Source organism: Meiothermus rufus DSM 22234 (assembly GCF_000423425.1).
Taxonomy (GTDB): domain Bacteria; phylum Deinococcota; class Deinococci; order Deinococcales; family Thermaceae; genus Meiothermus; species Meiothermus rufus.
The window spans coordinates 1-15,272 of the sequence record NZ_AUHY01000004.1 but is presented as its reverse complement, the minus strand read 5'-3'; the positions used below and the strand labels follow the sequence as shown (position 1 = coordinate 15,272).

13 protein-coding genes and 2 pseudogenes are annotated in these 15,272 nt (G+C 62.5%); 6 read left to right on the top strand and 9 right to left on the bottom strand.

Annotated elements, in window-relative coordinates; genetic code table 11:
- The first annotated feature begins 6 nt into the window (after positions 1-6).
- Positions 7-1,050, top strand: coding sequence for a phosphotransferase family protein (locus G552_RS0100500; protein ID WP_027881229.1), 1,044 nt, complete (start codon positions 7-9; stop codon positions 1,048-1,050).
- A 448-nt stretch (positions 1,051-1,498) separates the two neighbouring features.
- On the opposite strand, the gene G552_RS0100490 is transcribed toward G552_RS0100500, so the two are convergent.
- Both G552_RS0100490 and G552_RS0100485 read right to left on the bottom strand, forming a co-directional pair.
- The gene (locus tag G552_RS0100490) at positions 1,499-1,897 is read right to left on the bottom strand and encodes a type II toxin-antitoxin system VapC family toxin (RefSeq protein WP_027881227.1); all 399 of its coding nucleotides are present in this window, start codon (positions 1,895-1,897) and stop codon (positions 1,499-1,501) included.
- The gene (locus tag G552_RS0100485; RefSeq protein ID WP_027881226.1) at positions 1,894-2,163 is read right to left on the bottom strand and encodes an AbrB/MazE/SpoVT family DNA-binding domain-containing protein; all 270 of its coding nucleotides are present in this window, start codon (positions 2,161-2,163) and stop codon (positions 1,894-1,896) included. The genes G552_RS0100490 and G552_RS0100485 overlap by 4 nt, the downstream gene beginning before the upstream one ends.
- A gap of 125 nt (positions 2,164-2,288) precedes the next feature.
- Between G552_RS0100485 and G552_RS0100480 the strand changes: the two genes are divergently transcribed.
- Entirely contained in the window at positions 2,289-3,356 is a 1,068-nt protein-coding gene (locus tag G552_RS0100480) for a DUF815 domain-containing protein (protein WP_027881225.1), read from the top strand.
- A gap of 63 nt (positions 3,357-3,419) precedes the next feature.
- Here G552_RS0100480 and G552_RS0100475 read toward each other — a convergent pair whose 3' ends face one another.
- The 3 genes from G552_RS0100475 to ispG all read right to left on the bottom strand — a co-directional run bounded on the left by G552_RS0100475 (position 3,420) and on the right by ispG (position 6,868).
- The gene (locus G552_RS0100475) at positions 3,420-5,069 is read right to left on the bottom strand and encodes a CTP synthase (protein ID WP_036270085.1); all 1,650 of its coding nucleotides are present in this window, start codon (positions 5,067-5,069) and stop codon (positions 3,420-3,422) included.
- Between the two features lie 202 nt (positions 5,070-5,271).
- Positions 5,272-5,466, bottom strand: coding sequence for a hypothetical protein (locus G552_RS0100470; protein WP_027881223.1), 195 nt, complete (start codon positions 5,464-5,466; stop codon positions 5,272-5,274).
- A 175-nt stretch (positions 5,467-5,641) separates the two neighbouring features.
- The gene (ispG, locus tag G552_RS0100465; protein ID WP_027881222.1) at positions 5,642-6,868 is read right to left on the bottom strand and encodes a flavodoxin-dependent (E)-4-hydroxy-3-methylbut-2-enyl-diphosphate synthase; all 1,227 of its coding nucleotides are present in this window, start codon (positions 6,866-6,868) and stop codon (positions 5,642-5,644) included.
- A 448-nt stretch (positions 6,869-7,316) separates the two neighbouring features.
- Between ispG and G552_RS0100460 the strand changes: the two genes are divergently transcribed.
- Positions 7,317-7,793: a redoxin domain-containing protein gene (locus tag G552_RS0100460; RefSeq protein WP_027881221.1), complete on the top strand. Its 477-nt coding sequence runs from the start codon at positions 7,317-7,319 to the stop codon at positions 7,791-7,793.
- A gap of 1 nt (position 7,794) precedes the next feature.
- Here the strand turns inward: G552_RS0100460 and G552_RS0100455 are convergent, their stop codons facing one another.
- A complete protein-coding gene (locus G552_RS0100455) occupies positions 7,795-8,655 on the bottom strand; it encodes a DUF1517 domain-containing protein (RefSeq protein WP_425411427.1) in 861 nt (286 codons plus the stop codon).
- A gap of 224 nt (positions 8,656-8,879) precedes the next feature.
- Here G552_RS0100455 and lon point away from each other — a divergent pair, with 224 nt between their 5' ends.
- Together lon and G552_RS0100445 are read left to right on the top strand one after the other, a co-directional pair.
- The gene (lon, locus tag G552_RS0100450) at positions 8,880-11,327 is read left to right on the top strand and encodes an endopeptidase La (protein WP_027881219.1); all 2,448 of its coding nucleotides are present in this window, start codon (positions 8,880-8,882) and stop codon (positions 11,325-11,327) included.
- A 644-nt stretch (positions 11,328-11,971) separates the two neighbouring features.
- Entirely contained in the window at positions 11,972-13,891 is a 1,920-nt protein-coding gene (locus G552_RS0100445; RefSeq protein WP_027881218.1) for a sensor domain-containing diguanylate cyclase, read from the top strand.
- Between the two features lie 78 nt (positions 13,892-13,969).
- Here the strand turns inward: G552_RS0100445 and G552_RS14495 are convergent, their stop codons facing one another.
- Together G552_RS14495 and G552_RS17040 are read right to left on the bottom strand one after the other, a co-directional pair.
- Positions 13,970-14,416, bottom strand: coding sequence for an LOG family protein (locus G552_RS14495; RefSeq protein ID WP_425411425.1), 447 nt, complete (start codon positions 14,414-14,416; stop codon positions 13,970-13,972).
- A complete protein-coding gene (locus G552_RS17040) occupies positions 14,416-14,634 on the bottom strand; it encodes a hypothetical protein (RefSeq protein WP_425411424.1) in 219 nt (72 codons plus the stop codon). Before G552_RS17040 ends, G552_RS14495 begins: the two co-directional genes overlap by 1 nt.
- 129 nt (positions 14,635-14,763) lie before the next feature.
- Here G552_RS17040 and G552_RS0100435 point away from each other — a divergent pair.
- Positions 14,764-14,955, top strand: a pseudogene (locus tag G552_RS0100435) (IS481 family transposase); the annotation flags it as partial.
- A 97-nt stretch (positions 14,956-15,052) separates the two neighbouring features.
- Here G552_RS0100435 and G552_RS17035 read toward each other — a convergent pair.
- Positions 15,053-15,272: pseudogene (locus G552_RS17035) on the bottom strand (hypothetical protein); the annotation flags it as partial.

Sequence of the window (15,272 nt, the reverse complement as noted above, 5' to 3'; positions counted from 1 at the left end):
GGTGCCATGATCGACCAGCCCAGCCCCATCCGGCCTGGTGAGGAACTGGACACCGCCCGCTTAGAGGCCTACTTGCGGGAAAACCTGCCAGGGGCCTGGGAAAACCTCGAGGTGTGGCAGTTTCCCAAAGGCTACTCCAACCTGACCTATCTTGTGCGCCTGGGCCAGCAGGAACTGGTGCTGCGCCGCCCACCCTTTGGGGCCCAGATCAAAAGCGCCCACGATATGGGCCGGGAGTACCGCATCCTCTCGGCCCTGTACCCCCATTACCCCAAGGTGCCCCGGCCCGTGCTGTACTGCCCCGACGAAGGGGTGATGGGGGCACCTTTTTACCTGATGGAGCGGCTTCAGGGGGTTATCCTGCGCAATGAGCCCTTAGAAAGTCTGACCCCGCCGCGCATGCGACAGCTTTCCCTGGCTGCGCTGGAGGCTTTGGTGGAGCTGCACGCCCTCGACTACCGCCAGGCTGGCCTGGCCGACCTGGGCAAGCCCGAAGGGTACGTGCGCCGGCAGGTGGAAGGTTGGAGCCAGCGCTACCAGAACGCCCGCACCGAGCACATTCCCGGCATGGAGCGGGCCATGGCCTGGCTGGCCGAACACCTGCAGCCCGAGTCGGGGGCAGCCCTGATCCACAACGACTTCAAGTACGACAATCTGATCTTCGACCCCGCGCTGGAACGGGTGGTGGCCGTGCTGGACTGGGAGATGGCCACCATTGGCGACCCCCTGATGGACCTGGGCACCACCCTGGCCTACTGGGCCGAAGAGGGCGACCCGCCGGGGCTAAAAAGCTTTGGCCTGACCCACCTGCCCGGCAACCTGACTCGAGCCGAGCTGGTGCAGCACTACGCCGAAAGAACCGGGCGCGACCTTTCGGGCGTGGTGTTCTACTACGTGTTTGGCCTTTTTAAGGTGGGGGTCATCATGCAGCAGATCTACGCCCGCTATGTGAAGGGCCTGAGCAAAGATGCCCGCTTCGGGCTGCTGATCCAGCTCATCCGCGAGGTGGGGCAGATGCTGGACAGGGCTATGGACAAGGGGAAGGTCTGACTCGAGCCCTATCGCCACAGCCGCACCTGCAGAGGTGGCGCCAGCCCCACAGGTGCGGACAGACCGTGAGGGCCAGGATCAGCCCCCCCTCGTAGAGGGGCAGGCTTCCTTGGGGGGCTTTCTGGCGGGTAGCAGCAGGCCCTCGGCAAAACCTTTTTGGCAAGGCTCGAGGGGCCTGTGTGGGTGGATGCTTGGCTTTCTAGTATGTTGCCATTTTAGCCTCCTCAGGCCGACCGCTGCCTGGCATGAACGGCCGGGCCGAAGTCCTGTACTGGGCGCAAAACCCCAGCATAGAGGGGGAGGCCTCCGCGAGGGACAGCCGCGGCAACTCCCACCGCACCCGCCGCTACCGGAGTCAGGGTAGTAAAGCTCAGCTCAGAAAGACACTGCCCATCGGTAGTAGGGCGCAGGAGGCTCTTTTAGCCGAGGTCTTGCCATGCCGGCGGCCCTAACGCACCACCTGGATCTCCACCCCAACCGCTATCTGCTGCCAGGCGGCATCGGTGGTGAGAACCGGTAGCTTGAGCCTATGGGCCAGCGCCAGACAGACCCGGTCGCCCAGGGATAGCTCCTGGACCTTGGTCAGCGGGCGCAAGGCCGCTGCGGCTAGCGCATCCTCCGAGCGGAAGGGCACCACCTCCACCACGCCCCCCAGCACCCCCTGGCGCACCAGTGCCTCCTCCAGCAGGTGCGCGTCCTGGCCCCATTCCGCCACCTTGCTGTAGACCTCGGCCAGGTTGACCGCGCTGATGAAACCTCCCCCTACCATTTGCCGGGCGACTTCCTCAGCTCCTGGTTCTTGGTTCAAATAAGCTAAGAAGGCCGAGGCATCCAGTACCACCCTCATTCCTGCAGGGCCTCCCTACGGCGGTCTTGGAGGAGTTCCTGGGCTAGGGCTTTGCCCTTCAGGTCGGGGTATAGGCGGCCCAGCAGGCCCTTGCTTTCCCGCACCACCTCCCTAGCCCCCACTAGCTCGATGACCCCATCCTCGCGCAGGCGGAGCACCAGCCGGTCGCCTTCCCGCAGACCCAAGGCCCTGCGCACGGCAGCGGGGAGCACCAGGCGGCCCCGCACCCCAAGCTGTATGGTGTGCTGAATAGAAATGTGCCCCATATTCAAAATGTGCCACAGCGGTAGAGGGCCTCGAGCGCATTCCTCCGCTCACCGCCCTTGACCAGTGGCGCGGGCCCGGTGTGGGCATTTTGTAAGCCGGGGAAGGGTGGGTAATATAGCCAGCGATGCGGCTTTTTCCTCCACTTGGCCCCACCCCTTTGACCGAACTCTTTCAAGCCCGGCTGCCCGCCGGGGAACCCTGGGCCTGGGTGCTCAGCCAGCGCATCCTGGCCGACGAGGCCCTGGCCCGGCGCCTCCTCGAGGAACCCCTGAGCCCTGGGCTGGCCTCCTGGGTCGAACAGGAACTAGGGCGGCTGCGAGAAGAGCTAAAGGGCCTGCGGCAGCAGCACCCCTTCGCCGATTTTGGCCAGCGGGCCCCGACCCCTGCGGAAAGTGCCGCGCTAGAGGTGCTGTTGCAGGGTTCGGCGGCTGAGGTAGCCCGTCTATACCGAACCTACGGCTACGGTATCTACGCCTACCATACCGCCTTTCTCTACGATGGCCGGATGCAGGCGGTGGCCCGGCCTGACCCGGTATCCTTCGACGACCTGGTGGGCTATGCCCGGCAGATCGCGGCCCTGCGGGCCAACACCGAGCGCTTCCTGGAGGGCAAACCCGCGGTGCCCATGCTGCTGTACGGGGCTCGAGGCTCGGGCAAGTCGACCTCGGTCAAGGCCCTGCGCACCCAGTACGCCGAGCGGGGGCTGCGGCTGGTGGAGGTGCTGGCCGACGGGCTGGAGCAGCTTCCGGCTCTGCTGGCCTTGCTGGCCCTGCTACCCTACCGCTTTGTGCTCTACCTCGACGACCTGGCCTTTGCCAGCGAGGATGCCCGTTTCCACCGGCTCAAGGCTCTTTTGGAGGGGGCGGTGTACCAGCAGCCTGCCAATGTGCTGGTGGTGGCCACCTCCAACCGGCGTAACCTGGTGGCCCAGCACTGGGCCGACCGGCCCGACCCCCACGCCCCCGACCCTGCCGCCTGGGATACCCTGCAGGACAAGCTGGCTCTGGCCGACCGCTTCGGTCTGGTGTTGACCTTCCCCCCCTTCGACCAGTCCCTTTACCTCGAGGCGGTGGCCCACATCCTAGGGTGCCCTCTCGACGAGGCCACCCGCCAGGCGGCCTTGCGCTTCGCCCTGGAGGGGCGGGGCTTCTCGGGCCGCACCGCACGGCATTTTGTCCAGCAGCTACTATGAGGGGGCCAAAGCCCTCAAGGCGCACGCTCCGTCAGAGTCCCACCCGGCGAAGTCGGGGTAGGGTTAGAGGGGCTGCCCTATGGGGTGAAACAAGCTGTGCCGTTTGCGCTCGAGGGCGGCCCCGATAAAGCCGTAGAAGGGGGGGGAGACCCGCATGGGGCGGCTGGAAAGCTCAGGGTGGGCCTGTAGAGCCACAAAGAAAGGGTGGTCGGCGAGTTCAATGGCCTCGACCAGGCCCTCGCCCCGCCCCTGCACCCCGGGCGTTACCGCCGAGACCACCAGACCACCTTCGACCAGGCGTTCTACGTACTGGGGGTTCACCTCGTAGCGGTGGCGGTGTCGCTCGAGGACCAGTTCCTTGCCATACAGCTTGTGCAGAAGGGTTCCGGGTTGAATGCGCATGGGCCAGTTGCCTAGCCGCATGGTGCCGCCTAGGCCCTCGACCTCGAGCTGCTCGGGCATCAGGTCGATCACCGGGTAGGGGGTGTAGGGGTCGAACTCGGTGCTGTGCGCGCCCTCGAGGCCCAGCACGTGGCGGGCGTACTCAATGACCGCTACCTGTAGCCCTAGGCAGATGCCGAAGTAGGGCACCCGGTTCTCGCGGGCATAACGGGCGGCTAGTATCTTGCCCTCCACCCCGCGAATGCCGAAGCCTGGCCCTACCAGGATGCCATCCACATCGCCTAGCCACTGGGCGGTCTGAGCCAGGTCGGTCAGCTCCTCGGCGTTGACCCACTTCACATTGACCCGCGCATCGTGGGCGATGCCGGCATGGCGAAAGCCTTCCAGAATGCTCAGGTAGGCATCGGGCATTTTGACGTACTTGCCCACAAAGGCCACCGTGACCTCGTGGGCTGGCTCCTTGAGCTTGCGCACCGCGTTTTGCCAGAAGCTCAAGTTGGGTTGGATGGGCCTTAGGCCCAGCTTTTTCTCCACCATCCGGCCTAGCCCCTGTGCCTCCAGCACCAGTGGCATCTCGTAGAGGAACTCCACCGTGGGGCTACTAAAAACCTCCTCGGGGTGCAGGTTGGTAAATAGGGCGACCTTTTTCCGCACATCCTCGGGCACCATCTTGTCGGAGCGCAGCACCAGCACATCGGGCTGGATACCCACCCCCCGAAGAGTGGAGACCGAGTGCTGGGTGGGTTTGGTTTTGAACTCTTCCGAGGTGGCCAGATAGGGTACCAAGGTGAGGTGCAGGTACATCAGGTCCTGCTCTTCCTCGTCGAACTGGAACTGGCGGATGGCCTCCAGAAAAGGCAGGCTCTCGATGTCGCCTACCGTGCCCCCTACCTCCACCACCACAATTTCAGCGTTCTGCTCTTGTGCGGTGCGACGGATGCGCTCTTTGATCTCGTCGGTGATGTGGGGGATAACCTGCACGGTCTGGGAGAGGTACTCCCCGCGCCGCTCCTTTTGGATGACCGACAGGTACACCTGGCCGGTGGTGATGTTGTTGGCTCGGGCGAGATCAATATCCAAAAAACGCTCGTAATGGCCGATGTCGAGGTCAGTTTCGGCCCCATCCCCGGTGACGAAGACCTCTCCGTGCTCATAAGGCCGCATGGTGCCGGCGTCTACATTGACATAGGGGTCGATTTTGATGGCGGTCACCCGGTAGCCGCGCCCGCGCAGGATGGCCCCCAGGCTGGAGGTGAGGATGCCCTTACCTAAGCTGCTGACCACGCCGCCGGTTACGAAGATGTATTTCATACCCAAAAACCCCCGCGCTGCGCTGGGTATTGGCCCAACGCCTGTGAAGCTGCGCTGTTGGCCCCCTTTGCTTAGGCGAGCCGCTTAACTTTCACGGGACTTCATCGTACCACGGTGGGGGGTTCTTTTGTCCAGCCGAACTTCCAAATGCAGCGAAGAAAAAGCCGGGGAGGCGAAGCCCCCCGGTGAATAGGCCATGGCCTTATTCCTGCCCAAGGTCGTAAAGCTCGAGGGCCTCTCCCCAGGCCTTGCTCAGGCGCAAGGAGTCCCAAATGACCTTGACCGCGCACTTGGGCTGTGGACGCATCAGCACCAACCGGGCTGGGCGCACCACCCCGGTTGAAACCGAACCTTGTCCCAAGGGCTGGCTTTTGACTTGCATAAGGGTGGTTTCCACAGCAGTACCTCCTATGGCAGCAGGATAGTTCAAACCCGTGTTTCTTTTGCTATGCCCAAATGAAGAAAAGATACACCTTGTGTAGCAAATACACACAAGGTGTTCCTTTGTTTTGCTTGTACCCTTTATAAGTTTACACAGTTTTGACCCTAAAGCCGTGTAATGACGGTTGAACCTACTCCACTACCGGTTTGCCAAAGCGCCGTTGGATGTAGTCTTCCACCAAGGCCATGAACTCCTCGGCGATACGCTCACCCTTCAGGGTGGTGGCTAGCTGTCCATCGATGTAAACCGGGGCGCGGGGGGCCTCGCCGGTGCCAGGGAGGGAGATGCCGATATCGGCGTGCTTGGATTCGCCGGGTCCGTTAACTACGCAGCCCATCACCGCCACCTTCAGGTTCTCCACCCCAGGGTAGAGGGTTTTCCAGAGGGGCATCTGGTCGTTGAGCCGCCTCGAGACTTGCTGGGCCAGCTCCTGGAAGAAGGTGCTGGTGGTGCGGCCACAGCCGGGGCAGCTGGCCACGCTAGGGGTGAACTGGCGGATGCCCACCGCCTGAAGGATTTCCAAGGCTACCTCCACCTCCTTGGTGCGGGACTCGCCGGGGGCGGGGGTGATGGAGATCCGGATGGTGTCGCCAATGCCCTCGCTCAGCAGGGGAACCAGGCCAGCGGTACTGGTGACGATGCCGCTTATCCCCATGCCAGCTTCGGTTAGGCCCAGGTGAAGGGGGGCCGGGGTGCGCTTGGCTAGCTCGCGGTAGACCCACCACAGATCGGGGGCGTTGGAAATCTTGGCTGAGAGGATGATTTTGTCCTCACTCAAGCCATACTTGAGGGCCCATTCGTAAGAGCGAACCGCCGATTCCACGATGGTTTCCAAGGTGACCTGGTGGGCCGCTTTGGGTTCGGGCCGAGTAGCGTTGGCATCCATCATCTCGTCGAGCAAGCTCTGATCGAGCGAGCCCCAGTTCACCCCAATGCGCACCGGCTTGCCATACTCCAGCGCGACCTCGCACATGGTGCGGAAGTTGGGGTCCTGTTGTTTTCCCCGGCCCACCGTGCCAGGGTTGATGCGGTATTTGTCGAGGGTTTGGGCCATCTGGGGATATTGGCGCAACAGGATGTGCCCATTGAAGTGGAAGTCGCCGACCAAGGGTACCTCTACGCCTAGGTCGGTCAGCCGGCGTTTGATCTCTGGTACGGCCCGGGCGGCCTCGTCGTTGTTGACCGTCATGCGCACCACCTCGGAGCCGGCCCGGGCCAGGGCCCAGACCTGTCCTACAGTGGCCTCGATATCGGCGGTATCGGTGTTGGTCATAGACTGCACCACCACCGGGTGGTTGCTCCCTATGGGCACCCGCCCTACCCAGACGGTGGGGGTTTTGCGGCGGTTCACTACCATGCCTCCAAGTGTGACGACTCCCCGGACTAAAGTCCAGGGCTTCTCGGGAATCATAGCATGACTATGCCCGAAGGCCCCGTCCAGGCCCAGCATCGCATCGCGATGCAATACCTTGACTCCGTATCGGCAGGCGAGCGCTATGCTTCTGGCTCTGCCATGGGTTGGCGTCTGGAGTTTTACCCATCGGACTACCCGATGGAACCCCCTACCCCAGGTTTCAAGGTTCGCCGAGGACTTGCGTCCCCACAGGGAATTGTAGCATACCTGTTGCTCCACACGGCGGGTTCACCTGCGGTGAACGTGGGGGGTTCCATTGCGCCGGGCCCGGCGCAAGGCCCGGTTTGAAAACCGGGGGATTATAGCCCCCCACACCCCCCTTTTCTCTAATACCCTAGCCAGGGGCAAAAAGTAGACCAGGGTGGGAGGGCTTGGGTATCCTTGAGGGGCTATGGCCCTTTCAATTGGCGATCCGCTGCCTGCAGCCACCGTCTATACCCCGGCTGTCGAACCGGTTTTATTGCCTCAGTTGGTCCAAGGGCGGCCTTTGCTGCTCTTGTTTTTCCCGGCAGCCCATACCCGGGTCTGCGAGAAGGAGCTCTGCACCTTCCGCGATGGCCTGGCCCTCTACAACACGCTGGGGGTTCAGGTCTACGGCCTCAGTGTGGACACCCCCTGGACTCTAGGGGCCTATGCTCAGGCCTTGGGCCTGGCCTTTCCCTTGCTTTCCGACTACAACCGGGAGGCTACCCGGGCTTTCGGTCTGGAGATTAGCCTAAGGGGCTTACCGGGCTTTGCCCAGCGGGCGGCCTATGTGGTGGATGCCACAGGACGCATTGCCTGGGCCTGGGTGGCCGAGGTGCCAGCCCAGGAGCCACCCTACGAAGCAGTGGCCAGAGCGGTGAAAAACCTGCTCGAGCCTGCTTGATTTAGAGCAGCTCGAGGGCAGGCCAACCCGCCAGTAGGTCGGCCTCGCTGAGGGCCTCGCCTGGGGCCTCGGGGGTCCAGGCCAGGTAGGCAGCCAGGGTGTTGACCGGGCTCGAGGTGGCCAGGGCCAGAAGGGCCTGCCGGGCCCCTTCCCGCCGTAGGGGGGTGGGCACGGGGGGGAGGTTCCCATGCACAGCCAGCAGCAAGGTGACCAGGAGGTAGCGCCCATCAGGCTCGGCCTTGGGCTGGTAGTTGGCCTGAGCTGTCCGTTTACCCTCGAAATGGCGGTAGGTCTCAATGTACTCGGAGCGGGTTTCGGTCATCCAAGCGTCGAACTGCCCCTCGGCTTTCTGTAGGCTTCCTGTCCAGACCTGGTACTGGCCAAAGCGCCAAGCAGCCTGTTCGCGCAGTAGCCGTACTGCGGCGTTGTCGATAAGATCGGCCAGGCCTCGCGCGCTTTCGGTGTCGGCCATATCGGCCAGTGCCCGCAGGTCGCTTTGTAGCTGGGGGGAGTGGAGGAGGGCCAGCCGCAGCCGGGCCACTGTGCTCTCGGGCTCGCTGCTCGAGCCAGCCCGCTGTAGTCCCCGTATCATCGAAAGGCTAACCAGAACGATACCTACGATAAAAATCAGGGCCATGAGATCCAGGCCAGAACCCCCCACAGGGCGGATGTAGACCGGCGGGCCAGGGCTGGGGTAGGTGGGGTAGCTGCGCGGCGTGGGCAAGGGGAAGGAGGGGGCCGGGGAGGGGTTGACCCGGGGCAAGGTGGGAGAGGAGAACCCCCCCCGTCCGCCTACCCCGCCGCCGCTGCGCTGGGCTAAGGCGCTGTTCCAGCCCGGGCTCATCCAAGGTAAGGGAGCCATCACCCATAACAAGACCAGTAGGCCGACCCGTAGCAGGTGCATCTTTATCAGCATACCCGCTTCGGAGGAAGCCCCCGGTTTGGCCGCGGCATTGTGTTGCGGGTTCTTATTGCTAAGACTTGATTCACTAAACTTGATATAGGTAGACTCACGTTTGGCCTTGGGCCGATTCATGATGACCCACGACGCTTAGGTTGTAGACTTGAACGGAGAATCCTTTGGTTATGGAAAAAGCCGATAAAATCCCACAACTTCCCGAGATTCTCCCGGTGTGTCCGGTGCGTGGCTCGGTAATTTACCCCAGCATGGTGATGCCCATTGATGCGGGGCGCTCGGTCTCGATCCGGGCGATTGAGGCAGCCTTGGGCCAGGAACGGGTTATCCTTATCGTGAGCCAGCGGGATAAGGAAGTCGAAGAACCTGGCCCGGAAGACCTGTACGAGGTGGGCACCGCCTGCAATATCCTGCGGATGCGCAAAAACCCCGACGGCTCGGTGCAGATGCTGGTGCAGGCCTTTGCCCGGGTACGGGTGCTGAGTTATACCCGGGCCAATGGTTACCTGGAAGCCCGGGTGGTGCACCTGCCGGAGGAGCAGGGGCGGGAGACCGAGGTGCGGGCCTTGTTCCGCGAGGTCAAGGAGCGTTTTGCCCAGCTATTGAAGGAGGGTAAGTACCTGCTGCCGGAGGTGGCCCAGTTTGTGATGAACCTCGAGGACCCCTCGCAGCTGGCCGACCACATCGCCTTTCACCTCGACTTCAAGCTCGAGGACAAGCAGAAAATCCTGGCTACCCCCTCGGTAACCGACCGCCTCAAGCGCATTGCGGTCTTGCTCGATGCCGAGTTGGACTTGCTCGAGACGCAGCGGCGCATCCAGCAGCAGGTCAAGGAGGAGATCGACAAGAACCAGCGCGAGTTCTACCTGCGCGAGCAGATGAAGGCCATTCAGCGCGAGCTGCACGGGGAAGAGGGCGAGATGGAGGTGGAGGAGTTCCGCCAGAAAATCGCCGCCCTCAACCTGCCCGATAGCGTGCGCGCCGAGGTCGAGCGCGAGCTTTCCCGCTTTGCCCGCATGCACCCCGACTCTGCCGAGGCCAGCGTGGTGCGCACCTACCTGGACTGGATTGTTAACCTGCCCTGGAACGCCCGCACCGAGGACCGCATCGACCTCAAGGAGGCCCAGCGCATTCTGGACGAGGACCATTACGGGCTGGAAAAGGTCAAGGATCGGGTGCTGGAATACCTGGCCGTGCGCAAGCTGAAGCTAGAGCGCCAGAAAAAGGGCGAGATTCCCCCGGAGGAGGTTTCCAAAGGCCCCATCCTGCTCTTTGTGGGCCCGCCGGGGGTGGGTAAGACCTCCATCGCCAAGTCCATCGCCAAGAGCCTGGGGCGCAAATACCACCGAATCTCCTTGGGGGGTGCGCGGGATGAGTCGGATATCCGCGGGCACCGCCGCACCTATATTGGGGCCATGCCGGGCCGCATTATTCAGGGCATGCGCCAGGTGGGCAGCAAAAACCCGGTGATTTTGCTGGACGAGGTGGACAAGCTGGGGGTTTCCTACCAGGGCGATCCCGCGGCGGCGTTGCTCGAGCTTTTAGACCCTGCTCAGAACAAGGAGTTTACCGACCACTACCTGGGGGTGCCCTTCGACATGAGCGAGGTGCTCTTCATCTGCACCGCCAACTTCCCCGAGCATATCCCAGGCCCGCTGTTTGACCGCATGGAGCTGATCGAGTTCACCAGCTACATCGAGCAGGAGAAGCTGGAGATCGCCAAGCGCTACCTGCTGCCGCGCCAGCTTGGGGAAAACGGCTTGAAGGAAAACCAGGTAGTGGTTACCGAGGCGGCTTTGATGCGGGTTATCACCCACTACACCCGTGAGGCCGGGGTACGCAACCTCGAGCGGGAGATTGGCACCCTTTTGCGCAAGTCCGCCCGCAAAATTCTGGAGAGCGGTAAGAAACGGGTGCGCATCACCGAGGGTGACCTGGAGAAATTCTTAGGCCCGGCCCGCTTCCAGCCGGAATCTGAGGCCCGTAGCCCCCAGGTCGGGGTGGCTACCGGGATGTTCTACACCCCGGTAGGGGGCGATATCATGTTCATCGAGGTCTCGGTTATGCCGGGCAAGGGCAACCTGATCCTCACCGGCCAGCTGGGCGAGGTGATGAAGGAGTCGGCCCGGGCCGCCCTCAGCTACGCTAAGAAGAACGCTCGGCGTTTTGGTATCCCCCTCGAGCGCTTCGACAAGAGCGACCTGCACATTCATGTGCCCGCAGGGGCCATCCCCAAGGAGGGGCCCTCCGCCGGAATCGCCATCACCGCCGCGCTGGTCTCGGCCCTGGCCGAGGTGCCGGTGCGCAACGATGTGGCCATGACTGGGGAGATTACCCTGACCGGTCGGGTGCTGCCCATCGGTGGGGTGAAGGAAAAGGTGCTGGGGGCTCGACGGGCGGGCATCCGCGAGGTGGTGCTGCCTCAGCGGAACCAGGCCGATCTTTCCGATATTCCGCCCTACTTGCGGCAGAACCTAGTCTTCCATTTTGCCGAGAACTTAGACCAGGCCCTAGACTGGGCTTTGCTGGGTGGGCTGAAGGCCTTGGAGGGCAAGGCAACCCTGGCCCAGAGCAAAAGGGGTCGACGTAGCAAAACCCAGCCCGCAGCGATGGCTTGAGGCAGACTGGGATGCCCGGGGCCCGAACGCCCCGCTATAGACTTTTGAAGCGTTCCTTGAGCAAGACGAGGGGGTGTCCCGCCAAACCCTAAACCCTCGAGGGCAGGCAAACGGGCGTGTTCCGCTCTTGGGGATGCGCCCGTTTTGCCCACCCTGGGTGGGTATCGCCTCTAGTGACGTAACGGGAGGAGGCCTCAGTTTGGCCTGATAAAGGCGCGGAAATGCCTTTTGTAGCGAAGGGCCGCTCCTGAGTTAGCCTTTATAGGCGGGGTGTGGGGAATACCACGTAACGGTTATTTGTGGGGCTAAAGCGGCTGTGCTTTTCTATCCTAAAAGGCAGGGAATTACCCTTGAACTGGGAGGTCTTTACAGTGAGAGCATCTACTTACCGTGAAATTCCGTCTGCTGTAGATTCGCAGGAGGGGCCCTGTCATGGGGGCCGCTGCTGGAGCCACCGCATGCTGGGCAGGCTGGTTTTTCCTGGGCGGATGCCTGGTTTGCTGCCCCTGCTGTTTTATGGGGGGAGGGTAAGGGGTGAGGCCAGGGCCCGCTGAAAGCTTTAGCCTACTTGTACCAACCAAGTGGGCCTTGCTCGCTAAAAATGCACTAAGTATAGATATGGCCAAATGTATTGAAGAGGGTTTATGTCCGACCAAGCCAAGCACTCCCGGCAACAGGCCAAGCCATCTACCGATGACGTACTCCCCGTTCATCTGATTGAGCGGTTGCTTTCATCCGATGCTCTTCAGGCCTTTAGACTAGCCCTGGAGCAGTTGCTGCAAGAGTTGCCGGAGGGAACCCAGGGGTATTTGTGGGTGCGGGACGGGTTGAGCCTGTTTAGGCTCAGGGCTTTGGTCGGGCTTTCCCCCGAGGTATTGGAGGGTGTAGAAGCCCTGCCGGAGGCTACCCTCAGGACCGCTTATCCGGGCACAACCGGGGCCTGGCTGGCGGGCGAAGCCTACTTGGATCAGCAGGGGCATATCCTGCAACGGCTTTTGGGTACCCTTCCTTCTGGTCTAGGGCCCAATGGGCAAGAGGTGGCCAACCTTACCCTGCCCCTGGTGGCTGAGGGGCAGGTGTGGGCTGTTGTGCACCTACACGCCTTGGCCTCCGCTCTGGGCCAGGCCGAGGCCGCCTTGGCGAAGCGGTATTTCGCTGGGACGGCCCTAATTCTACACGAGCTTTACCGCTGTGAGTCGGCCCAGCGCCGCTCCCAATGGTTATCGGCCATCAATGCTTTGCTGCGGTTTTCCCATGAGCAGCCCCTCGAGCAAGCTTTACAGGATGCGCTGGCCGAGGCTTGCCGTCTGGCAGGGGCTGAGGGGGCCTGCTTGATTGCCTTTGAGGGGCGGACGGCTCGCACCTGGGTGCAGGTTGGTTGGGGCTCGAGCCTGCCGGTAGAAACGGCCATTACCCGCCATCTTGGCGAGCGCCTGCGTAAGGGTCAGCAGGTAGGGATACCCCGCTACGACCTGTACCCCCACTGCCGCCCCGGACTGGTAGAAGCGGGCCTCCGCAGCCTGTTTTTTCTGCCCATTCTGCGTCAGCATGGCGCGTTAAGCGTCCTGGCGCTCTTCAGTTCCCGGCCGCATTCGCTGCCGGATGTGCAGGCCCAAGAACAGCTGGGCGATATGGCCGCGGCCATCGCTGTTGTGCAAACCGAGTGGAGCCTGCGGCGCGAACTGGCCTGGGCGGCCTATACCGATTCTCTGACGGGCCTAGGTAACCGGCGGGCTTTCGAGCGGGATTTAGAAAGGCTGATCGGTCAAAGTGAGGGCCGTGAGGTGCTGCTGGTGCTGCTCGACCTGGACGATTTTAAGAGTATCAACGACACCTACGGCCATGTGCATGCCGACCACGTGTTGGCGCGGCTGGGCGGGGTGTTGCGCTCGAGGGTTCGGGCAGGCGACCGGGCCTACCGCCTGGGGGGCGATGAGTTTGCTCTGGTTATCGAAGGCTTGCGCAACCTCGAGCCTGCCCGTACTGCCGAGCGCTACCGCTCGCTGGTGGAGGGGATACGGGTCTCGGAAAACCTTCATCTAAGGGTAAGTCTGGGCTATGCGCTCTACCCTACCGATGGGCAGGATATGGAAGCCCTGTGGCGTGCTGCTGATGACCGCATGTACCGCGATAAGGCTTGGCGCAAGAGCCGCATTCCTCTGTTCGAGCCTGAGGGAGGGGCCGACACCTGGGTGGGATTGCCCTCCATCCCCCTGACCCGTCTGCTGCACCGCTTGAGCCAGAACTTGGGAATGGGTTCACAGGAGTGGCAGGTGCTACAAACGAGCCTTTACCTGCTGCTGTTGTCCCGTGGAACGGTGATGCCCAACGAGCTCAGGTGGCCGGGTAGGTTGCTGCGAGAGGCTGTGGGGGTGTTGCTGCAGCTTCAGCGGGGAACAGACAGGCAGGCTCCTAAGTTAGTTCAACTGCTGTGGATAGCCCAGCGCTTGCTGGAAAAGGGCTTGGGGGCTTTGCGGGAGATAGGCCAGGAGGCCAGGTCGAACCTTGATCCAGAGGTAAAAGAAGCCCTGCGCTTGCTCTGGCAGGAGGATCTGGAGCCATGAGCGTTTTCGTCGAACCCTTCACCACCGGAACAAAAGATATGGCCTTGAGGGGATGGCCGAGGTTCCTACCCTACGAACTCAGGAGGGGTTGTGCCGGCTGAGCCCGGATAGGCTTTCCAACACCTCTTCGGGGCTGTTCACCAGGGTGATGAGCTCGAGGTCGCTGGGGGAGATGGCTCTGGTCGTTAGCATGCTCTGGCGCATCCATGCGAGCAGCCCACCCCAGTAGCCCCGATCCAGGGCAAAGATGGGGAAGGGGTGCACCTTGCTGGTCTGCACCAACACCCATACCTCAGCCAGCTCATCCAGGGTACCAATCCCCCCAGGCAGCAGAACAAAAGCCTTGGCGTAGCGAACCAGCATTAGCTTACGGGTGAAGAAGTAGCGAAAGCTCAGGCTGTGGGTCTGGAAGGGGTTGGCCGTTTGCTCGTGGGGAAGTTGAATGTTCAAGCCCACCGAGATACCCCCAGCGTTATAGGCCCTGCGGTTGGCCGCCTCCATTAGCCCAGGACCACCGCCCGTCACTACCCCGTAGCCCGCCTCGGCCAGCCGCTGCCCCGCCCCAGCAGCAGGGCCTGGCCGTAGTAGGGACTTTCGCTGCCCAGCCGGGCTGAGCCAAAGACCGTCACCAGCGGCACGCCCAGCTCGCCCAACACCTCAAAGCCCTCCACAATTTCCGCCATGATGCGCCAAAGCCGCCAGGAGTCCCGGTGTTGTAGCTGATCGATCTCGGGTTGATCCATACGCAAACTTTAGGGCAAAGCGGATTTACCCAAAACCACCAATCTGAACCCGGACAAACACATGTGAGACTCTAGAAGCCCCAGGTGGGATAAAAAGAGGGGGACCGACTCCTGAAGGAGGTCCCCCAAGTGCAGCTTACCACGGTTGGCAAAGCGATATGGCAAGGAGCGAGGAAGGCCCAGGAGCTGGGAGCGGCCGGAGCCAGCGACCCCCTGGTCCAGGAACGGCTACGCAAGCTCAAGCAGGTGGAGGCGTTCAGGAAGCACGGGGTGAGCTGGCCCGAGATCCAGGCCCTGGTGGGGATCAGCCGGGCCACCTATTAGAGGCTGTCGTAAAAGCCCTCCACGAGAGGCTACGCGGCCCTGGCCAGCCGCTTCACCAGTAAGCGTATCATGCTCAAATACATCCAGGCTTCCCCTACCTCAGGATGGTACTCGTAATCCTTCCCCAACCGTCGGTTCCGCCCCAGCCAGGCAAAGGTCCTTTCACCACCCACCGCTTGGGCAAAGGCTTGAACCCACTCTCCCGCGGAATCTCCGGCGTCTCCTCTCCTTCCCGCACCCAGACCCCTCGCACCCCCGCGTAGGGACGAGCCACCACCTCCATCTCCAACCCCAGGGAGGAAGCCAGTCCCGCA